This window comes from Clostridium sp. D33t1_170424_F3 (assembly GCF_015667585.1).
GTDB lineage: Bacteria > Bacillota > Clostridia > Oscillospirales > Acutalibacteraceae > Anaeromassilibacillus.
Window position 1 is genome coordinate 1 of the sequence record NZ_JADPEG010000014.1, and the last position, 23396, is coordinate 23396.

Sequence of the window (23396 nt, forward strand, 5' to 3'; positions counted from 1 at the left end):
TGAAGAGAGGCAGCGCCTACTGCTTCAAGATGACGGTTGTCAACGGCAGCAATGCGGCCCCGAACTTCACTGTGGGCGACGGCAGTGTATTGAAGACCCAGTTTGTGGCGAAGATCGGCAACGACTGCTATTACAGAGTCTGGGCGGTCGGCACACCGGGCCAGAGCACCGGCGTGTATACGACTATGTCCAATGAGGAGCCGCAAAAGCATTGTGTTATCACAATTGCGTAAAATGGTCTTCGCTGTAAGCGCGTCCTGACCGGAGGTTCCGATGAAGCGGCACAGCGGAATTGTATGGTAACCTTCGGTTAAAGCTAGATGACAGCTGCCTGAAAAAATCACCAAAGATGTGTCCTGACCGAAGGTCCATCTTAGGTGGGTGCACGCTTTGTGTTCATGAAAGACGCTGTGCGTCCGCGTGCCGGCTACAGATTTATAACGACATCCCTGGTGCAAAAGACAGCATCAGGGGTGTCGTTTTTATTTGATTCAATATGCGAAGAAAAAATAAAGATATCTATAAATTTAACATAAATTTTTAATATAAAATTGACAACAAATAGATAACATGCTACTATTATTACAAATGAATATAATACTGAATATAATTTAATTTATTATTCGAGGGATATAAAATGTTGAGATAATTTGATGCGGCTGATGACGCTTGCCCATCGGAAAATCAGCAGAATAATGAAGGAGGTGCAGGTCTCAGAATTCGGTTCACAGGAGTTTGCAGACAAAAGGAAAGTTGGTATGGAAGATGAAAAGTAAAAAAATACTCGCATTGGTTATGGCAATGACAATTGGATTGTCCGGGTTCTCATCCATGTTTGCGGCAGATACAACCGCCCCGGCTTCCGGGAGTACACAGGCGCAGCAGGTGGCGGGAGAAGCGGTAGAACTGCCCGCAAAACTGGCCTCCGCATCATACAGCGACGCTTCACAGGGCGTTGTGTTGAAGGCAAATACCGACCCGCTGAAAATTGACGGGCAGATGACGGGCGAAACCTACGGCGGCGCGTGGATTGAGTTTCAGGTTTCCGTTCCGGCAAACGGGGATTATCTGTTTACCGCACGCGTGCAGTCTCCGGCTGGCGCGAAGCCGCAGATGGACGTTCTTGTGGACGGTGAATTGGCGCTTACGGTGGAGGAGGGAGACCCCGCAGGGGAGAGCCTGCCGTGGATGACAACGACGCCCCAGGCTCTTTCAATGAAAAAGGGCGAACACACCATCCGTCTGGTCTTCAGCAGCGATTTTGAGATGAGCTGGATGCAGCTTGCCTCCGCCGTGGAGCCAATTGAAATCAGCGACAGCACGGTCATTCCCGTAATGGACTACGCCCGCATTTCCAAGGAAAATGTGGAGACGGAGTCGGGCGATGATCCGCAGGTTCCAGGCGGATTGATTCCCAAATACATGATGGCCGGGGACTGGCTGGAATATGAAGTGACCGTCCCGGAAGAGGCGGCGGGTGCGTATAACCTGGTGATGAACGTTGCCCGTGCCGGCACGGACGACGGTGCAATCGGACTGCAATGCTATGTGGACGGTACGCTGGCCGGGCAGATTTCCCGCGCCGGTACGGGCGGCTGGAAATCCTGGGTCCCCTCTGATGAACTGGAGCTGGACCTCAGCGCCGGCGTCCACACGATCAAGCTGGTGTATACCAGGCAGTTCAACATGAGCATGCTGAAGTTTACCGAGGCGGTCAAAGGGGACAAGCGCTTCAAGATCGATGCGGTCAGTTATTCCAAGGCGTCCAAGACGCTGAAAACGGAAGAGGCCAACAACCCCGAGGTGGAAAGCGGCCTGATCCCTGCGGGAACTTACGCGGGCGACTGGCTGGAGTATACCATTGACGTGCCGGAAAACATGGCGGGCAAATATTACCTGACCATGCAGGTGGCGCGTGCGGGTACAGCGCCGGGCGATATTAAAATAAAAGCGCATTTGGACGGCGTGCAGGTGATGGATTACGTGCGTGCCGGAACAGGGGGCTGGAAAGCCTGGGCGGAGACAGACGCGGCGCTGGTGAATTTAACCGCAGGTACGCATACGCTCAAGGTGTCTTTTGTCAGCCAATTTAATCTCAGCCTGTTAAAATTTGAGCAGGAAAAGGAGATTGGGAACAGCATTAAGGTGGAGGCTTCCACTTTTTCCCGCGCGTCCGGCAATATCGGTCTGGAAAACTGCCAGGACCCGGAGGTCACCAGCGGCAAGAACCCGACGTCCACAATGGCGGGAACCTGGCTGGAGTACAATATTAACGTGCCGAAGAAGCTGGAAGGCGACTTCAAATTGAGTATGCATGTGGCGCGCGCCACAACGGAACCGGACCTGATCGGTCTGGAAGCCTATATAGACGGGGAGCTGGCGGCAATTGTCAGCCACGACGGCACGGGCGGCTGGCAGAACTGGCAGGCGACGGAGCCGGTTGGCGTCAATCTGACCGCGGGCAGCCATGTGGTTCGCATCCTGTTCACCAAGCAGTTCAACCTCAGTCTGTTGAAATTTGAGCAGTTGGAGGTCGATCCCGACGCGAAGGTGTCGGAGATCACCGTACAGACGCAAGAGCCTCAGGCGATTAAAGGAAAAACGACCTCTTTCTTTGCCACCGTCAAGGGTGATGAGAACTGCGACCCGTTTGTTACCTGGGAGGTGGAAGGCGCGGAGAGCGCGAAGATCAGCGCTTACGGCCTGCTTTCTGTATCGTTCGGAGACCCGGCGGCGTTTGTGACTGTGCGCGCGCGGTCCCGTTCCAACCCGGAGGTGGTTTCGGCGCCGGTAACAATTCCGCTGATCGACGAATCGACCGAGCACGGCAGGCTTTCCCGCGAGATCGCGGAGGAAGGCATGGTGCTCCTCAAAAATGAAAATGGAGCGCTCCCGCTCAGAGCGGAAACCAATGTGGCGCTGCTGGGCATTGGGCAGGCGAGTTATGTCAAGGGCGGCAGCGGCTCCGGCGACGTGGAGTCCGCATATGTCCGCACCATCCAGGAGGGCCTGCTCGACAAGGCGGCGAATAAGAAGATTAAGCTGTACGAGCCGCTGACGGATTACTATTCCCAGTATTACACGAGGGTTGGCGGCGGTTATGGGACGGACGAGCCGGAAATGAACGGCGAGCTGGCCCGGCTGGTCGACGAAGCCGCCGCACAGGAGAATGCGACGGCGGTGGTTGTTCTGCGCCGCCGCACGGGAGAAGGCTCCGATATCGGCATTAAAGCAGGCGAGTATTACCTGCGCAGCCGTGAAAAGGAGTTGATCCAGACTGCGCTGGACAAGTTCGACCGTGTGGTTGTGGTTTTGAATATCGGCGTGGTTATGGACGTCAATTGGCTGAACACCATTCAGAGCAGCGACGGCAGAAGTGTCGACGCGGTATTCCTTGCCTGGCAGCCGGGCATGGAGGGCGGCGTCGCTGTGGCGAACGCGCTCTGCGGCGAGGTCAACCCGTCCGGCCGTTTGACGGACACCTTTGTAACCAGCTTTGACGATTATCCCTCCGCAAATGTCTATGAAAATGCCGGCAGAAACGCGTGGGTTTCTTATGAAGAAGATATTTTTGTCGGCTACCGCTATTTTGAAACCTTTGCAAAGGACAAGGTGATTTTCCCGTTTGGATTCGGCCTGTCTTATACAACCTTTGACATTCACGATGTAAATGCGGTTGCAAACCCGGAGAAAGGCGTCATCGACGTTTCCGCAACAGTGACCAACACCGGCGATCTGGCGGGCAAGGAAGTGGTGCAGACCTATTTCAGCGCGCCGGCAGGCGACCTGCCCAAACCGGCTCTGGAGCTGGCGGCGTTCCAGAAAACGGAGCTGCTGCAGCCCGGTGCGTCGCAGACCGTTACCATGTCCTTTGACATTGCGGACATGGCTTCCTATGACGACGTCGGCAAGACAGGGGCAGAGTCCGCGTTCGTATGGGAGCCGGGCGCATACAAGATTCTGGTGGGCAGCAATGTGCGCGACACCCAGCAGGCGGGCGTCTACACCGTGGACAAGCTGGAAGTGGCGGAGCAGCTCACAAAGGCTTTCCAGCCGGCGAATCCGGACAAGATGCTGGAGCGCCGTCTGGATGGAAAGGGTCCGGACAGCTACGAAACAACCGTCTGGTCGGATTCCGAAAAACCGGACGCACAGTCTATGCAGCCGGAACCAACAAGGGCCCAGATGAACAACGCGGCGCGGGCCGTACAGACCTCCGGCGAAACGATCATGCTGGCGGATGTGGCGGAAAACCCGGCGCTGATGACCGCGTTCCTGGAGCAGCTTTCGGACGACCAATTGATCATCCTGTCCCGCGGCACCGGCAGCGACAATCCCAGAGAGATCGTGGACGGAGCAAACACCGCCTGTACCAAGGAAGTGCTGGAATTCGGTATTCCGCGCCTGCAAACGGCGGACGGCCCTGCCGGTATTCGTAACAATAAATACACAGCCACGGCATGGCCCTGCGCAACCCTGCAGGCTTGTACCTGGAACCCTGATTTGATAGAAGCGGCGGGACAGGCCGGCGCGGAAGAGGCCAAGACCTTTAAGACGCTGGACAAATACAAGAATCTGTCCATGGGCAACGACGGATTCCCCATCTGGCTGACGCCCAGCACCAATATTCATCGCAATCCCAGATGCGGGCGAAATTTTGAGTATTATTCGGAAGATCCGTTTATTGCCGGCAAAATGGCTGCCGCGCAGATCCGCGGTATTCAGTCGGAGGGCGTCTCTGCAACGCTCAAGCATTTTTCGGCGAACAACAGCGAAAATTACCGTAAAAACAGCGACAGTATGGTTTCCGAGCGCGCCATGCGCGAAATCTACCTGCGCCCGTTTGAAATCGCGGTCAAGGAGTCCCAGCCGTGGTGCGTGATGTCCTCCTATAATCTGATTAACGGGGTGCGCGCGGCGGAGAGTGTGGACTTGCTCACGCAGGTGCTGCGCAACGAATGGAATTTCAAGGGCATGGTTATGACCGATTGGGGCAGTGAATCCACCCTGGTTGAGGAGATCAAGGCTGGCGGAGATTTGAAGATGCCGTCTTCCGGCAGCGACAACGACCCTGCCGGCGCCCCCGGCAGCCTGCAGCTGCAGGCGGTGCGCGATGCGCTCGCGGACGGCTCCCTTTCCCGAAAGACACTGGAGCGCAATATCCGCAGCACCATGCGCATGATCCTGCACACCTATTTCTTCGACGGCGATAAAGAAGCGCTGGATGTCTACAATCCGGTCGACGTCGCCTCAGCGCCCGGTGTCATTGCAGCGACCGATTTCCGCTTCTATTATGAAAACGAACCGGTATCCCTGCATGTAACGCAGGCCGAAGGAAGTGGGCCAGTACAAGCAGTGTCCGTTGTTGACGCGGACGGAAATGCGGTGGACGTGACCAAGCTGGCGGATGGCGAGTATAGCTTTGTCATGCCGGCCTCCGCTGTGACAGTCTACACCGAACAGAAGGAAGCCGACCCGCAGCTCTTGAACGTGCAGTGGAACCCGAGCCAGGCGGATGTGGAAATCGCCGGCGAGGCGGATGTGCTGATCGACGGCAACGGCATTTACGGCGCGACGGTGGTTCCGGGCACGAAGCTGACCCTGACCTTCACCCCGGCGAACGGCCCGTTTGCGAGCGCGCAGCTCAACGGCGAGGACATCCCGTTTGAGGCCGACGGCTTTACCTACACTTATACCATGCCGAACGATAAGACCGTCCTGCGCTTCACCTTTACCAGCGTGAACAAGGATGTTCTGGAAACCCTGCTGGAGAAGGCGAACGAAGTGACCGACGAGCAGCTTGACAAGCTGGTCGAATCCGTGCGCAAGAAGTTTATCGCAGCGCGCGACAACGCCCAGAAAGCCTTTGAAAGCGATAAGGCTACTCAGGACGAAGTGAACGAAGCCTGGAAAGAGCTGCTCGACGCGATGCATTACCTCTCCTTTGAGGAAGGCACCAAGGACAAGATGGAATACTGGCTCGACTACGCGGCGCAGCTCGATCTGGACAACTTCACCCCGAAGAGTCAGGAAGGCTACGCGGAAGCGCTTGCCTACGCAGAAGAAATCTACAACGACGAGGGCGAAACGCTGAAGGCGGAAGTCGAAAAGGCGGCTAAGAATCTGTACGATGCGATTATGCGCCTGACATTCAAGGCAAATACCGAGACGCTGGCGCTGTTCGTGCAGCAGGCACAGGAAATCGATCCGGATGCGTATCTGGACGGCCCGGAAAAGGATAAGTTCAATGAAATCCTCCCGCAGGCGGAAGCTGTTCTGGCAGACGCCAACGCGACCCAGAAGCAGGTCGACGAAATGGCGGATAAACTGTTTGACGCCCTGACCGGTCTGCGCGTCACGCCGGACAGAGAAGCCCTGAAAGCCCTGCTGGAGGAATCCGAAGCGCTCAATCCGGCGGACTACACAGAAGCAAGCTATGCGATCCTGCGCGCGGCACTGAATCTGGCGTGGGATACCTGCAAGGATGATGCAGCCACCCCGAAGGACGTCGCCGTGCAGTATGCAACGGTGGAGAAAGCCCGCGCGGGTCTGGTTCTGACGGACAAGCCGGAAGAGCCTGCGAAGCCTGACAACAAGCCCAGCAGCAAGCCGTCCAACAGCGGCAGCAAGAGACCGTCTGGCAATGTTTCTGGCGCAGGAACGGCAGTCGCCGTAACCAGTCCGGTCGTCAGTGCGGCACAGAACGTGATGGGCCAGAAGTCCGTCCGTTCCGATACGACGATGAACTTCACCCTGAAGAGAGGCAGCGCCTACTGCTTCAAGATGACGGTTGTCAACGGAAGCAATACGGCCCCGAACTTCACCGTGGGCAACGGCAGTGTACTGAAGACCCAGTTCGTGGCGAAAATCGGCAATGACTGCTATTACAGAGTCTGGGCGGTCGGCACACCCGGCCAGAGCACCGGCGTGTATACGACTATGTCCAATGAGGAGCCGCAAAAGCATTGTGTTATCACAATTGCTTAAAATGGTCTTCGCTGTAAGCGCGTCCTGACCGGAGGTCCTGGAGAGAACGCACAGCAGCATTGTGTAGTAACAGTTGGCTGATGACTGCCACTGAAAGCCTCTAATAGGTGCGGACAGCACTGTGCATCTGTGTGATGAAAAAAATAAACGAACCGTCTTCCGGCTGCTCCCGGGGGACGGTTCTGCTTTTATATGGGAATATGCGAAAATGTTTTTGTAAAATTTCTAAATTGATATATATGCTAAAATTTCATATAATCCTGATTGATTTTCATAAATACAAACCAAATATGTACGCCTATGATTAAGATAAACAGGGACGGTCAATTGGGAACCGCCCAAGAGGAGTACTATTGGATTAGGAGGCGTATTATGAAAAAACAGATCATCGCGTGCTTGCTCAGCACAACCATTCTGTGTTCCAGCGTTCCCACCGCGCTTGCCGCCACACCCACGAAGGGCGGAGCGATTCCCGGCGCATATGCATCGTTTGTCAACCGGGAGGGCGTTCCGGAAAATCTGGACAATCTGGCGCTCAATCCCCAGAATCTCGGTTTTCCGAAAGTCTTTGCCGAATTCACCTGTTCGGGCGACAAATTGGAACAGATCAACGACGGCGTCATATCCAGCAAGCAGGGGCCGCCCATTGATGAAGGCCCGCGCAACCGCTGGACCAACTACAACAAACAGGGAACCGCCTACGTGGATACCATCTTTGAAACGGAACAAAATGTCTACAGTGTGGAGCTGTTTGCCTATAACGATTTTGGCGGCGTACCGACGCCCAAGTCAGTCAGCGTGCAGTATTGGGACGGCAGTCAATGGATAGAAGCAAACAACCAGGTGGTAGAGCAGGGAACCTATGGAACGGATACCTGGATCGTACCGTTTACCATCACGTTTGACATGTTCCGCGCCTCGCAGGTGCGCGTGCTGATGGAACCGCAGGGCGGTAAATCGGTCGGCGCAACGGAGCTGCGCATTTGGGGTATAAAGGAAATGCTGCACGGCTTTGAGATGCAGACGCCCGCCGTTGTCCCGGAGGACGGCATATTGCCTGTTTCCATCACGTTGGAAGAGGCGCAGAACGTTGCGCAGTCCGTCTACATAAAGGCGGTGGACAGCCAAAACATAACACGGACCTTCCAAAAGGAAATTCCGGCCGGGGAGAACTCCGGTACCTTTACAGTAGACCTTTCCGCCTGTGCGGAGGGAGCGCTCGGCCTGACCGTATCCCTGGATGAGTCATACTCACAGGCGCGCACAGTTCAGTTGACAAAACGCATGTCCAGCGAAGTCATCCGGCAAATTTATGAGGAGGTCAAGACCCCCTATGAATATGGAATCGTTCTATCCTATTCCGGACAGGGAACGGGCACGTTTGACAGCGACCTGATCGACAACCCGAATGTGTTTGCGATTCCCGGCGATGACGCCTATGTCTATATGACCTATGTCGGCCACGACGGCACCGGATACCGCACGGGTCTGGCGCGCAGCAAAGATATGATTACCTGGGAAAAGGTCGGCAAGATTCTGGAAAACGGCGAACCTGGCGCTTGGGACGAGTTCAACGCCGCGGGATATATTGTCCGCGATCACGAGTGGGGCGAGCTTCCAACCCCGCATGTCATGAAGGACGGCCGGCTGGCCATGACCTATCTGGCCTCCGACACGCCGGGCTATGAAGCAGGCATCAAGCGCGCGGGCGTGGCATTTGCCGACACGATTTTTCAGGAGGACGGCTCGCTTTCCCAGTGGGAACGCTATCCGGAGCCGGTTCTGGATGCGCACGACGGGGCGTATCCCTACGAAAAAGGCACCATCTGGAAGCTGCAGGCGGTTTGGGACGAAGCAAACCAGCGCTATGTGGGCTTTTATAACGCCGCGGGCGGACCGGAAGTCATGTGCCAGGCATATTCCAAAGACCTGATCCAATGGGAACGTGAGGAAACCAATCCGGTCCTCAATCAGGACAGCTCGCCCACCGGGGAGGTTTGGGGCGCCAGCCACAACGCGGACGCGGATGTGGTAAAAATCGGTGACTACTGGGTAATGTTTTACTTTACCAGTTCGCCGGGCGGGATCATCGATTCCTTTGCCGTTTCCCGCGATATGGTTCACTGGGAAAAATCCTATCTCCCGCTGACCACACGCAACAGCACCTACAGTTCCACCTATGCGCATAAACCGTGCGTGCTGCAAAAGAACGGCGTCACCTATCATTATTACAACGCCGTCGGCAGTCAGGGCCGGCTGATCGCGCTGGACACCTCCGTAGACCTGACTGCCCTGCGGCAGGCGCAGGAAATCGACCCGGCCTCCTGCCCCGAAGCGTGGTACGCTGCATTACAGACGAAAATATATGCGCTCCAAACGGAGCTGCGCCGCGATAACGGTTCTCTGGAGCAGGTGCAATCGGCTTTGCAAACGCTGCAAGATTATCTGGAAGCGGGGCCGCAGGAATCCCCGCAGCTGCTGAACGTACAGTGGAACCCAAGCCAGGCAGATGTGGAAATCGCCGGAGAAGCGGACGTACTGATCGACGGCAACGGCATTTACGGCGCGACGGTGGTTCCGGGTACGAAGCTGACCTTCACCTTCACCCCGGCGAACGGCCCGTTTGCAAGCGCGCAGCTCAACGGCGAGGACATCCCGTTTGAAGCGGACGGCTGCACCTATGCCTTTACCATGCCGAACGACAAGACGGTTCTGCGCTTCACCTTCACCACCGTGAACAAGGACGTGCTGGAAACCCTGCTGGAGAAGGCGAACGAAGTCACCGACGAGCAGCTCGGCAAGCTGGTCGAATCCGTGCGCAAGAAGTTTATTGCGGCGCGCGACAACGCCCAGAAGGTCTTTGAAAGCGACAAAGCTACCCAGGACGAAGTGAACGAAGCCTGGAAGGAACTGCTCGATGCGATGCATTACCTCTCCTTTGAGGAAGGCACCAAGGAGAAGCTGGAGTACTGGCTCGACTATGCAGCGCTGCTCGATCTGGACAACTTCACCCCGAAGAGCCAGGAAGGCTACGTGGAAGCACTCGCCTACGCACAGGAAATCTACAACGACGAGGGCGAAACGCTGAAGGCGGAAGTCGAAAAGGCGGCAAAGAACCTGTACGACGCGATTATGCGTCTGACGTTCAAGGCGAATACCGAGACGCTGGCATTGTTCGTACAGCAGGCACAGGAAATTGATCCGGATGCGTATCTGGATGGCCCGGAGAAGGATACGTTCAATGAGATTCTCCCGCAGGCGGAAGCTGTTCTGGCAGACGCCAACGCGACCCAGAAGCAGGTCGACGAAATGGCGGATAAACTGTTTGACGCCCTGACCGGCCTGCGCGTAATGCCGGACAGAGAAGCACTGAAAGCCCTGCTGGAGGAATCCGAAGCGCTCAATCCGGCGGACTACACCGAAGCAAGCTATGCGATCCTGCGCGCGGCACTGAATCTGGCGTGGGAAACCTGCAAGGACGAGGCAGCGACTCCGAAGGACGTCGCCGTGCAGTATGCAATGGTGGAGAAGGCCCGCGCGGGTCTGGTTCCGGCAGACAAGCCGGAAGAGCCTGCGAAGCCTGACAATAAACCCAGTAGCAAGCCATCCAGCGGCAGCAAGAAGCCGACTGGCAACACCTCCGGCGCGGGAACGGCAGTTGCCGTAACCAGTCCGGTCGTCAGCGCGGCGCAGAATGTGATGGGCCAGAAGTCCGTGCGTTCCGATACGACGATGAACTTCACTTTGAAGAGAGGCAATGCATATTGCTTCAAGATGACGGTTGTCAATGGAAGCAATGCGGCCCCGAGCTTCACAGTGGGCAACGGCAATGTGCTCAAGACGCAGTTCGTGGCAAAGATCGGCAACGACTGCTATTATAGAGTCTGGGCCGTCGGCGCGCCGGGCCAGAGTACCGGCGTATATACAACTATGGCGGGTGAAGCGGCACAGCAGCATTGTGTGATCACAATTGCTTAAAATGGTCTCCGCTGTAAGCGCGTCCCGACCGGAGGTCCCCAATGAGAAACCGCAACAGCATTGTGTGATTACAATTGCGTAAAATGCTCTTCGCTGTAAGCGCGTCCCTGCGTTGACCGGAACCCATTGCATAAAAACGGAAAAACCCGGCAGGCTTTCTTTTGAAACCTGCCGGGTTTTTTGTTAAACGAAGAAACTTCACGTCCAATCCATTGCATCTTCCGGTGTTTTCCGTTACACTGAAGAGGATCACAAATATTCTAATAAGAGGCGGCTGAACCGTCCCTTTCATTCAGGAGGTATATAAAATGGGAATCATCAAAGCAGCGGCAAATATGATCGGCGGCGCGCTGGCGGATCAGTGGCTGGAGGTCATCGAGCCGGACAATATGAGCGACACCACCGTATTCACCAGCGGCGTGACCGTGCGGAAAAATGACCGGCGCAACAGCAATACCAAAGGGACAGCGAACACCGTTTCCGATGGTTCCGTCATCCATGTTTACGCCAACCAATTCATGATGCTGGTGGATGGCGGCAGGATTGTCGATTATACCGCGGAGGAGGGTTATTACATTGTAAACAATGCCTCCATGCCCTCGCTGATGAACGGGCAGCTTGACGAAACCATTGACGAGGCGTTCAACCGCTTCCGCTTTGGCGGCGTGACGCCGGCGCAGCAGAAGGTGTATTTTGTCAACCTGCAGGAGATCAAGGGGATTAAATTCGGCACCCGCAATCCGGTCAATTATTTTGATAACGCCTACAATGCGGAGCTGTTTCTGCGTGCGCACGGCACCTATTCCATCAAGATTACCAACCCGCTTTTGTTTTACAAGGAGGCGATTCCGCACAACCGCGAGCGTGTGGACATTGAGGATATCAACGAACAGTACCTGTCGGAATTCATGGAGGCGCTGCAGGCGGCGATCAACCAGATGTCCGCGGACGGCGTGCGCATCTCCTATGTGACCTCCAAAGGGCGGGAACTCAGCAAGTATATGAGCACCATTCTGGACGAGGACTGGAACCGTACACGCGGCATGCAGATTCAATCCGTCGGCATCGCCAGCATCAGCTATGACGAGGAGTCCACCCGCCTGATCCACATGCGCAACCAGGGCGCGATGCTCGGCGACCCGTCCGTCCGCGAGGGCTACGTGCAGGGCGCGGCGGCACGGGGGCTGGAGGCGGCGGGCTCCAATCCCAACGGCGCCATGTCAGGTTTTATGGGTGTGAATATGGGCACGCAGGGCGGCGGAATCGCGGGGGCGTTTTCCCAGTCCAACCAGCAGCAGATGCAGCGTGGGCAGGCGGACGCACAGAAGAACGAGCCGAAGGTATGGACCTGTTCCTGCGGGACGCAGAACAGCCGCGGCAACCGGTTCTGTAAAGACTGCGGCCGGCCGAAGCCACAGCTAGAAGCGCAGTGGGCCTGCCCGGAATGCGGCGCCTCCAACGATGGCAAGTTCTGCGGAACCTGCGGGCAGAAACGGCCCGCAGGTGGGTTCCGGTGCGACAAATGCGGCTATACCTCCGATGAGGACATGAAGTTCTGCCCGGAATGCGGCGACCGCGTGGATGAAAACGACCGGAGGTAAAACCGGGAAATCGGGGAGGGAAACAGATGGAGACCGTAACCTATAAATGCCCCAACTGCGACGCCGGCCTGATATTCAGCCCGGAAAAGCAGTCGTTTGTATGTGAATACTGCCGCAGTGCTTTTTCAGAAGCGGAGCTGGAAAAGGTGGAGCAAAACAGCACGGCGGCGGACCGTACGCAGGATGTGCCAGCCGGGGAGGAAACGGTAGACGCGTTCACCGCGCACGCCGCCCTGTATACCTGTGCGAACTGCGGCGCGGAGGTTGTGACGGACGATACCACCGCCGCCACACAGTGCTTCTATTGCCATAATCCGGTGGTGCTTTCCGGAAAACTCTCCGGGGAATACCGCCCGCAGAGTATTGTTCCGTTTGCGCTGGAAAAGGAAGAGGTCAAAAAGCGCTTTGCGGATTTCTGCCGGAAAAAACATTTTCTCCGCCGAGACTTCCGCACGGAAGCGCAGGCGCAGGAACTGACAGGCGTGTATCTGCCGTATTGGCTGATCGACAGCAGGCTGACCGCAAAAATGGACGCGGACGGCACCAAAATCCGCGTTTGGAAGGTTGGGGACACAGAATACACGGAGACCAAACGTTACCGCATCCGACGCGAGGGATACGTGGATTTCCGCGATTTTTCCGCCTCAGCGTTTTCCAAGCGGACAATGGAACTGGCCCGCGGCGTCCTGCCGTTTGATATGGACAAAAGAAAACCGTTTTCTATGCCGTATCTTTCCGGATTCCAGGCGGAAAAGCGCAGTCTGGAACGGGCGGAGCTCCAGGTCCGGGTTCATGAGGAAATGGCGCGGGAGGCGGGGCGGCTTTTGGACGACAGTATACACGGATACACCACCGTGCGGAAGGACGATTTGCAGACCAATGTCACGCAGGAGGACTGGAACCATACGCTGCTGCCGGTTTGGCTGATGACGTACCAATTCCATGATCAGCTGTACTATTTCGCCATGAACGGACAGACGGGAAAAGTCTGCGGCAGCCTGCCGGTCAGCGTTCCAAAGCTGGCGGCGCTGTTTTTCGGCGTGGCAGCGGCGATTTTTGCCCTGTTTCTGCTGATTGGGGGTGCGCTGTAATGAGAGTGCGGATAACAGGCGGCGTGCTGGCGTTTTTTCTGCTGATTACGGTATGCTGCGGCGGATGGACGGCCTTTGCTGCGGAGAAGAAGGTCTACGATCAGGCGGGATTGTTTTCCGCGGACAGCGCCGTGACGCTGGACGCCCGGGCGTCGGCTTTGACCCGGAAGCTGGAATCGGATTTCATCATCGTCACGACGGACGACGCGCGGGGAAAAACGCCGCAGGATTACGCGGACGATTTTTATGACGAGAACGGCTTTGGCGTGGGGGAGGATCAAACCGGCGCGCTGTTCCTGATCGATATGGACAACCGGCAGGTGTACATTTCCACTTCCGGAAAGGCCATCGCCTATCTGACGGACTCCATCATAGACGGGCTTCTGGACGATTCCGTCGGGTATCTCAAGAGACAGGACTATGACGGCGCGGCCTCGCATTTTCTGGACCGGATGGAAAAGCTGTTTCCGTCCGGGGATCCTATGCCCGGGGAAAAAGAACCGGAATATGTCTTCGATCAGGTGGGACTGCTGTTGCCAAATCAGCTGTTGTCGCTGGAGAGCGACGCGGCCACCCTGAGCAAAAGTTTGCAGATGGATCTGGTGATTGTCACCGCGGACGATACGGAGGGAAAACCCTCGCAAACCTATGCGGATACATTTTTTCAATCGAATGGGTTTGGGCAGGGGGACGGCAAAAGCGGTGCGCTGTTCCTGATCGACGTTGCAAACCGGCAGGTGACCCTTTCCACGTCGGGCAGAGCTTCCCGGCTTCTGACCACGGAAAAAATCCAGGCCGTTCTGGATCGTGTCGCCCCGATGATGGAGACGCAGGATTACAATGGAGCGGTACAGTCCTTTTTGAATACCATGCGGGAATTTGTCCGGCCCGAGACGAAATATGTGGTCGACCCGGCCCGCCTGCTGACAAGTGAGCAGCTTGTGGAGCTGAATGAAGAGGCGGAAGAGATGAGCCGGCGGTGGGACGTGGACATCATTATGGTTTATACGGATGACCTGCAGGGGGAAAGCATTCAAAGTTACACAGACAGAATATACGATGAAGGGAATTATCGTTCGAAAGCGGTTCTGCTGGTGTACCATTTGAACGACGGAGCAGTTTATGAGAAAAGCCGGGGCGGCATCCTGGAAAGTGTAACAAAGGAGTCTCCGGTGATGCAAAGCCCGATGCGGTACTTGGAAAAACAGGATTATGTTGGTGCGGTAAAAAGCTATTTGGAGGAGTCGGAAAAAGAACTGACGAGACAAGTACGCATGGAGGAAGTGCGGCGAAAGGAACGGGAGCGCCAGGAAAGACAGAGGCAGCGGGAGCAGCGCTTCCAGATATTGCTTGCGATCGGAAGCCTGGTCTCTCTGGCGGGCGGTTTTATCGCCGTACAGATCGCGCGCTCCGGCTACAAGGCCCGCGCGGAGAAAGAGGAAGAAAAGCAGCAGCGCGGCGGCGCACTGCATCTGACGGTGGACGAGGATGTGCTGGTCAACACATATACGACCAGCCGGTATATTCCGCCTCCCCCGCCGCCCAGCTCGCACAGCGGGGGAGGCTCCAGCGGAGGAGGGTCCAGCTTTGGCGGGGGCAGCTCCGGTTTTGGCGGAAGCACCCATACCTCCAGCGGCGGCGCAACGCACGGCGGCGGGGGAAGAGGCTTTTAGCTGTAAGAAAAGCGCGGCCTTAACGGCGCCGTAAAATGGAGTCTTTTCATCGGCGTTCAAAATAATATTAAAAATGGTCGGCCCTTTGTAAAGAGCCGGCCATTCTTTGAATGAATAGGTAGTGGGGATTTTGTTTGATCGTCCTTCAAGACTTATTGTAAAAAGTGTTGAAATCCATTTTATTGAAGTCCTATTTGTTGTATTCCATAAAAACCTCACATATAAAACGTACGCCAAGCTTTAGCCCATAGGAAAAACCAGCGCAGCAGTTCATAGAAGATTCGCTGTAGAAATCATCGCATAGTTTATCCAGTAGTTCGGCAGCCTCTCTGTTCAGTTTCTGTCTGATATGTTCGCATGTGCCCTGAATTTCATGTATCAGGGGCCAGTAATCCGGCTCTTGCGGCAAAATTTGATCCGCTGGGGATAGATCACCAGAATACATTTGATCAAATATGCTTTTCAATTGAAACAGTCCTTTCTTCGTGCTTCCGACAAAAACTTGAAAGGAGTTGCGCCGCATGATATAATTATTTACGTCGCAAGTGCTTTTGGCGGTTGTCGGCTGGGGAGGCGGCGAGTTGCTTTGTAGGGGCACGCGCCGCTTCCTTTCATTTTTCTTCCAGGTCGTTGTGGACCTTATGAATGCCCTGCCGGATCACTTCCGCTCGTGAAACGTGCATTTTTTCACTGCATTCTTTCAACTTTTCAAAGGTTTCGTTATCCGATTGGAACTTAACAGACACATTCTTTGGATTATCGGTCGGACGGCCCATTTTTTTCTCACCCAAGGATGAATCACCTCACTTTATTGGGTCATTCAATATTGCAACTTATTAACCCAATAAAGTCAATGAAAAAGGTTGTTTCCGCTTATAAAAACACTGAAAGAGGGCCCTTGCAGATGGCGTCAGCCACCCGCAAGGGCCTTTTTACAGCTTAAATGCAAGATGCATTGAAGAGATCCTATGCTTTCAAACGATTTTCACAGATAGCGGTGGTTATGCATTTACCCAATCGTTACCGTACAGTGTTTAACCGGCGTCTGACCATTCAGCGCCGTATACACGCCGGTGCTCTGGCCCGATGCGCCAACGGCGTAGACTCTGTAGTAGCAGTCGTTGCCGACCTTCGCCACAAACTGGGTCTTGAGCACGCTGCCGTTGCCCACGGTGAAGCTCGGAACCTGTCCGTTACCGTTGACAACCGTCATCTTGAAACAGTACGCGCTGCCTCTCCTGAGCGCGAAGTCCACGGTGGTATCGGAACGGACGAACGCCTGCTGTACCACGCCCTGCGCCGCGTTTACCACCGCGATGCCCTGCGCGCCGTAGAGGTTGCCGTAGGACGGCGTGCGGCTGCCGGAGCTCTTGGAGGGTTTGTTTTCCGGTTTCAGCTGCAGGCCGTTGTACGCGTTGGTGACGAGGTCGATTGCCTGCGCGATTTCTTCGCCGGTCGCGTCAGGATCGTCCAGTACGCCGTTTGCCAGGTTGACGGACGCCTTGAGGGCCGCAACGCTGGTATCCGTGTACTTGCTGAGATCCAGTGTGTTGTACATATTGAGCACGTCTTTCAGCGCGTCCTTGGTCGGAATTTTACGGAGCTCCTGCATCGCGTTGTTCAGCGCGGACAATGCCGCATTGACTTCCGCCGCGGTCGCGTCCTGGTCTTCCAGCACGGCCTGCGCGTGGGTGAGCGCCTCGGTGAAGGCTTCCTTGCCCTCGTCCAAATACTCGTTCAGGTCGATCGCCAGCGCCGTGTTGACCACCTCTTGCAAAAGGTTCTTATCCGCCGCGCGAACCAGGGCGTTCCACGCCTTTTGCAGCGCGTCGTATGCTTTTTCCACGTCCGCCTGGAGCGGTTCGCCGTCCGCGATCAGTTCTTTCGCGGTATCGACGGCGGTCTGGAGCGCCGCCCAGCTGTCGGAGGTGTAATCCGCCGGGTCGAGCATCTCGATCACAGCCAGCAGATGTTCCAATTCGGTGGTGTCGCCCTCGGCAAAGCTCAGGAAATGGATGGCTTTCAGCATTTTCGACCACGCGTTGTCGATGGCTTTCTGGTCGGCCTTCCGGTCGGCTTCCACGGACTGCGCGTTTTCCAGCGCCTTGTCAAACGCCTTCCGCACGGTCGGGATTGCCGCGCCGTACTCGTCGCCGTTCCGGAGGTCTTCCGCGATAGAGATCACCGTGCGCAAAACCTGCTTGTTCACGGTGGTGAACGCAAAGTTCAGTTCTTTGTCCGCCTTTGCCATTTCGCCCTCGTAAGTGAACGCGGACTCGTTAGTTTCCTCATTGAATCCAATCGCGTCGGAAACATCCTTGCCGTTGAGCTGGGCGGAGAGGAACTCTCTGCCTTCCACTCTGGGGGTGAAGACCAGTGTGAACGCTTCGCCCGCTTTCAGCGCCGCCTTGTAGACGCCGGTCAGATTGGCAAGTCCAGTGTCGCCCTCTGCTTCCAGCGCCGCCAGTCTGGCGGTGAAGGTCACGGTGAGATGACGGTCCGGCTGCTGGACTTCCGCCTGATTGTACAGATAAAGTTCGTTGATGGACCACCAGTTGGAGGGTACGTTTTCCGTGGAAATGATCTTTACAAACTGCGCGGTCTGCGCCGGGAAGTTGATCTCCATACTTTCGGACGGATAGCCCTTGCCGCTGGTAACCGGCTCGGACCAGGTTTCGCCGTCGTTGGAGACCACGACTTCATAGCCATGGATATAGTCGCCGCTGCTCTGGCAGTTCAAAACAATGCGGCTGAAGGTCTGCGGTTTGCCCAGGTTGACCATAAACCACATGCCCTTGTACTGTCCGGTTCCGGAGGTCCAGCGGCTGCCAACGTTGTTGTCGATGGCGCAGCCGGGGCTGTCCTGCGCGGGCGTTGCGGACGACGGCATGTCGGAGGCGTCCGCGGCCCAGCCGTCCTTCGGGAGCAGGACGGGCGCATCCGCCACCTGCACGGTGACTGTTTTGGACAGTTCGGATTCGTTGTCCGCGGCGTCCAGCGCGCGGATGCTGTACGTATAGAATTCGCCGGTTTCCAGGCCGGTATCCGTATAGGTGCTGTTGGAGGTGCGGGCGATCTCCTCGCCGTCGCGGTAAATCACATACATCACGACGCCGGTGTCGTCTGCCGCGCCGCTCCAGTTCAGTGTCACTGCGCCATTGTTGGAGACGGCGGAAAGCTCCGTCGGCGGGGTAGGCGGTTCTTTATCCTCCACCCTGCGGTTGCAGATGTTCAGTTCAAAGATGGCCCACCAGTTGCCGCCCGCGACGCCAACCTGGTTGATCTTTACGTATTCCGCCACCTGCTGCGGGAAGGTGATCACGGTCTGTCCCTGTACGCCGAGGGCGCTGACGACCGGATCGGACCAGGTGACGCCGTCGTTGGAGACGCGCACCTCGTAGGCGCGGCCGTAATCGGCGGTGTCGCAGTCGATCACAACCTGGTTGAAAGCGTATCTGCCGCCCAGGTCAATCATGAACCACTGGTTGTTCGGGTCCTGCATCACACTGGAAGTCCAGCGTGTACCCGGGTTGCCGTCGATGGCGCACACCGGCGCGTCTCCAGAGGGAGAAGCGGAGGCCGGGGATTTAAATGCGCTGGCAGTCCATTTGTCGCGCGGGAGCTGCTCCTTGGACGGGTCGTCCTGTGCCTGAAATTCCATGGAGGCATCGGAGACATTGCCCGCAAGATCGTAAGCCTTGACGGTATAGGTATAGGAGACGCCGCTCTCGACATTCGTGTCCACATAGAGAAGCTCGGAGGTCCGGGCGATTTCCACGCCGTTGCGGTATACGATGTACCCGGCCACGCCGATGTCATCGGACCCGCCCTCCCAATTCAGGATAATCTGTCCGCCGAGGCCGGTCGCATAGAGGTATTCCGGCGGGGTCGGAGGCTCTTTGTCCGTAAACTCCTTACAGAAGAGGTACGCTTCGTTGACGCACCACCAGTTGTTGGAGGAGGAGCCGGTCTGGACGATCTTGATATAGCGGCAGTTTTGCTTGGAGAAATTCATCGTGGTGTAGCCCTTGACGCCCTTGCCGGAGGTAAGGATCGGGCCCCAGACGGTTCCGTCGTTGGAGGCGTAGACCTCGTAGCCGCGGATATAGTCGTCGTTCGGGGTGTACAGAACAATGGTGTTGATGTCCTTCGGCTCTTTGAAGTCGACCGTCAGCCACTGGCCGGGGGCCTGCATCTGGCCGGAGGACCAGCGCGCGCCTGTGCCGTCAAAGATATTGGAGAACGGCTCGGAATCGACCGCGTAGGAGAAGCCGTTTGCGACGAAACCGTCGGTGGACATCGGCGCGGAGGAGAGTCCGCCTACAATCTCCAAAGCGCGCAGGCCGATCGCGCCGTTTGCGGTGATGCGGACGCGGTGCATGCCTTCGGAGAGGGTGCCGGTGTCGTATACCAGCGCGTTGTCCGCCGCGTCGTCCTGCCGGAAGCTGATGGAACCGGCGACCGTGTCGTCGATGGCGACAGAGGCGGTTCCCAGGCCGGGACCCTTGGGGCCGTACAGCTTCGCGTTGGTGCCGTCAAACCAGAATTCCACATAATCGCCTGCGTTGGAGGTGGCGTTTACGCCGTCCGCTTCGGTCCAACCGGAGCCGTGGTAGGAGAGGTCCGCGTCGCTGCTCTCATAGGTGAAGACCTGCGGGGCTTTGACGGTAAATTGGAAGTCCGCCTCCATCGCGTTGCCGGAGGCGTCCGTGATCGCCGCGGCGGGAAGCACCGCGGTGTAAACTTTGCCGTATTCCAGCGTTTCCGCCGGCGTCAGGGAAAGCTTGCTGCCGTTTGTCACGGCGGTGCAGCCGATGGCTGTATCGCCGTCGGAGAGGGTGAAGGAAGCGCCCTCGGCTGCCTGAATCACTTCGGAGAAATAGACGTCGATGCTGGCGGTCAGGTTGGGCATGTAACGGCCCGCCATGGGAACCGTTGCGATGACCTCCGGCGCGGTGGTATCCAGCACGCCCATGCCGCCGTGCATCAGGACGCTGTCGAGGAGCAGGCCCTGGCTCAGCGATTTGATCTGAATCTGGTTCAGGCCCACCTTGAGGTCGACCGGCGCGCACATCTCGGTTTTCCAGCGCGTCCAGCCGCCGGTGGAGGGCAGATAATACGTTGCAGCCAGCTTGCCGTTGACGTACAGCTCGCACGGGGCGGCCTCGCGGTTGCCGTTGGAGTAGGTGAGACCCAGACGGTAGGCGTTGAAGGTCGGGGCAAGAACGTCCATATTGACAGTGCTGCCCGCGCCGTTGAGCTCCACATAGCCGGTTCCGGTGAATCCGGGGGTCTTTTTGCCGACTTCCGCGCCGTTGAGCTCGGTGGCGTTCTCCGCCTGATAGACGAATCCGTCGTCTGTCTCGTCCGGAGGCGGCACGTCGCCGTCGTCGGGCGCGCAGTCCGCAGGCTTCGGCGCGGTGCGGTGAATGGTCTGCACGATCAGTTTGTCAAGGTGCAGGTTTTCCGTTGCGTCGGTGCCCTGCAGCTCCACGGTGTTGTCGCCTGCGGTCAGCGCGACGTCGATGCTGTCGTAGTTCCAGACGGTATCCCAGCGGGTGTTCTGGAAGTCGTACGCGCCGGCGGTTTCGCCGTTGACCAGCAGCGTGGTCACGCGGTTCGGACCGTAGCTCGAAGCGGTCGCGCCGTTGTAGCCGGGGTTGGAATAGCGGAAAATCAGGGAATAATTGCCGTCCTCGGGCACGTTGACGGTCCACCTGGCGTGGCTGTCCGCGCTGTTGAAAAGCAGGTAGCCGGTTTTGGCGCCGTCCACCTCTTCGCCCTCTTTCACCTGGGCGTCGACGGTGTCAGCAGCGTCTTCCGCCTGCACAACGCGATAGTCCGGGTCCGGCAGCGTATCTTCCGTCAGGGTAAAGGTACCCTTCTGGCGGATGTCGTCGGACGCAGAGCCGATCCAGGCCTCAAAGTCGCCCTTTTCTGCCATCAGGGAGTGTACGTCCACATCCCAGAAGCTCAGGGATTCCGCATTGATGGTAAAATCGACGGTTTTGGTCTCGCCGGGCTCCAGGGAAATCTTTTTGTAGCCCTTGAGCTCCTTGAGCGGCCGGTCGATGGAGGATTCCACATCGTGGATATAGAGCTGTACGACTTCCTTGCCCGCGCGGCTGCCGTTATTGGTCACGTCCACGCTGGCTGTGATGGTGTCGTCGCGGCCCATGGAGTCCGCGCTGAAGCGCAGATTGTCATAGGTGAAGTCGGTGTAGGAAAGGCCGTGGCCGAACGCGAATTCCGGCTCGATGTTTTGCAGGTCGTTCCATTTGTAGCCGACATAGACGCCTTCCTTGTAGAATACGTCGTCGTATTTCACATCGCGCTGGTCCTCGCCCTCGTGGCCCGGCACATAGCCGACGGTGTCCTCGTAGCGCTTGGGCCAGGTGTTGGTCAGTTTGCCGGAGGGGTTTACGTTGCCCAGCAGAATATCCGCGACGGCGTTGCCGCCCTCCATGCCGGGATAATAGGTCTGCAGCACGGCGGGCACGTTGTCCACCCAGTCGCGCACTTCATACATGGAACCGCTCAGGACCACGATGGTCTTCGGGTTGACTTCCGCCACGGCGTTGATCAGCTCCAGCTGAAGCGGCGGGAAGTCCAGATTGGAGCGGTCGCCGTCCTCGGTGTCCGCCACGTTCGGGTCTCCGGTGGTGGTGCTGTTCAGCCCCGCGAATACGATCGCGTATTCGGCGTTCTTCGCGGCCTCTACCGCGGCGGCCTTGGTCGCCGCAAAATTGCCTTCGTCGTAGGCGGGAACATTCAGGCTGACGGAATCGCCCAGCCTGCTTTGAAGTCCCTGTAAATTGGTAATCTGGTACGGCGGGTTGGTCGCGCCGCTGCCGCCCAGGCCGGGGACATAGAAGTTGTAATTGACATATTTGCCCAGCAGGGCGATGGAACCAGTTTTCTCCTTGTCCAGTGGCAGGAGGTTGCCGTCGTTTTTCAGCAGGACAATACCTTCGTCCGCGACCTGCCGTGCGACCGCCTGGTTCGCCGGGGTGTTGGACTCGCCCTTTTTGCGGTCCGCCGCGGTGTAACCGGTGGAATCGACCTCGTCCGTGGAGATCATGGACTTGGTCAGATGCGCCAATCGCAAAAAGCGCTGGGACGCTTCGTTCAGATATTTGACGTCCAGTTCGTCGCCGCGGATCAGCGCTTCCAGCTTTTTGAAGGGGCTGCCCGCGCTGTAGGGCATGGCCAGATCCAATCCGGCCTTGGCGGCGATCACGTCGGTGCGGGTGTTGATCCAGTCGGTGATGACAACGCCCTTCATGCCGTAGTCGTATTTGACCAGGTTGGTCAGGACATATCGGTTGTCGCTGGTGAAGATGCCGTTCATGCGGTTGGCCGCGGTCATCACGCTCCACGCGTCGCCCTGCTCAATGGAGGCCTGGAAGGCCGGCAGGTACAGCTCGTGCATGGCGCGTTCGCTGACGTTGGAGGACATGAAGTTGCGGTTCTTCTCCTGATTGTTCGCCATCAGGTGCTTGACCGTGGCGGCGACGTCCATGCTCTGGACGCCCTGCACATACGGGGCGACCGTTTGCGCGGAGAGGTACGGATCCTCGCTGTAATATTCAAAGGTGCGGCCATTGATGAGGTCGCGGTTGATATTGGTGCCCGGTCCCAGGAAATACTGGATGTCTTTGTCCAGACATTCCTTTCCGATGACCTCGCCGATCTGGTAAACCAGCTCCGGGTTCCAGGTGGAAGCCATAATCAGGCCGGAACCGAAGGAGGTGTGGTGCCCCATGACGTTGCAGCCCATCGGGCCGTCGGACATGGTCATGTATCCAAGGCCCTTGTCCGCAATCGCCTTGGTCTGGTTGCCGATTTTAGTGCTCTGTCCGGGTTCTCCCGCGACGCCGCCCAGCGTCAGGCGGGTGCGGTCGCGCAGCGTGAGCTGGGACAGGGACAGGTTGATTTGTTCCTCCAGGTTTGCGCCCTTCTGCGGCTCCGCCGCCTCCGGCACAGCAAACGCCGGGGTGCAGCTTCCCAGCGCCAGCAATGCGCTGAGCAGAACCGCGGTTGCTCGTTTCAATTTCATCTGCAAG

At 57.2% G+C, this 23396-nt stretch carries 9 protein-coding genes; 6 read left to right on the top strand and 3 right to left on the bottom strand.

Annotated features, from left to right (window positions below):
* The 6 genes from I4V53_RS10320 to I4V53_RS10345 all read left to right on the top strand — a co-directional run.
* Positions 1-233, top strand: a 233-nt coding sequence (locus I4V53_RS10320) for a hypothetical protein (RefSeq protein WP_195985615.1), incomplete at its 5' end; no start/stop codon positions are given.
* 532 nt (positions 234-765) lie between these two features.
* On the top strand, positions 766-6987 hold the full coding sequence (locus I4V53_RS10325) for a carbohydrate-binding protein (RefSeq protein ID WP_195985616.1): 6222 nt from the start codon (positions 766-768) through the stop codon (positions 6985-6987).
* A 372-nt stretch (positions 6988-7359) separates the two neighbouring features.
* Positions 7360-10965 carry an FIVAR domain-containing protein gene (locus tag I4V53_RS10330; RefSeq protein ID WP_195985617.1) on the top strand — a complete coding sequence of 1202 codons (3606 nt, stop codon included), beginning with the start codon at positions 7360-7362 and terminating at the stop codon, positions 10963-10965.
* 308 nt (positions 10966-11273) lie between these two features.
* The gene (locus I4V53_RS10335; RefSeq protein WP_195985618.1) at positions 11274-12566 is read left to right on the top strand and encodes an SPFH domain-containing protein; all 1293 of its coding nucleotides are present in this window, start codon (positions 11274-11276) and stop codon (positions 12564-12566) included.
* 26 nt (positions 12567-12592) lie between these two features.
* On the top strand, positions 12593-13657 hold the full coding sequence (locus I4V53_RS10340; RefSeq protein WP_195985619.1) for a TFIIB-type zinc ribbon-containing protein: 1065 nt from the start codon (positions 12593-12595) through the stop codon (positions 13655-13657).
* Positions 13657-15330 (top strand): TPM domain-containing protein, encoded by a 1674-nt coding sequence (locus tag I4V53_RS10345; RefSeq protein WP_195985620.1) that lies wholly within the window; start codon positions 13657-13659, stop codon positions 15328-15330. The genes I4V53_RS10340 and I4V53_RS10345 overlap by 1 nt, the downstream gene beginning before the upstream one ends.
* Positions 15331-15520: 190 nt before the next feature.
* Here the strand turns inward: I4V53_RS10345 and I4V53_RS14200 are convergent, their stop codons facing one another.
* From I4V53_RS14200 to I4V53_RS10355, 3 genes are all read right to left on the bottom strand, one after another.
* Complete coding sequence (locus tag I4V53_RS14200; protein ID WP_353616511.1) at positions 15521-15853, bottom strand: DUF6809 family protein; 333 nt, start codon at positions 15851-15853, stop codon at positions 15521-15523.
* An 88-nt stretch (positions 15854-15941) separates the two neighbouring features.
* Positions 15942-16121, bottom strand: a complete 180-nt coding sequence (locus I4V53_RS10350; protein WP_195985621.1) for a ribbon-helix-helix domain-containing protein — start codon at positions 16119-16121, stop codon at positions 15942-15944.
* Positions 16122-16339: 218 nt separating this feature from the next.
* A complete protein-coding gene (locus I4V53_RS10355; RefSeq protein WP_195985622.1) occupies positions 16340-23389 on the bottom strand; it encodes a glycoside hydrolase family 3 C-terminal domain-containing protein in 7050 nt (2349 codons plus the stop codon).
* Positions 23390-23396 lie beyond the last annotated feature (7 nt).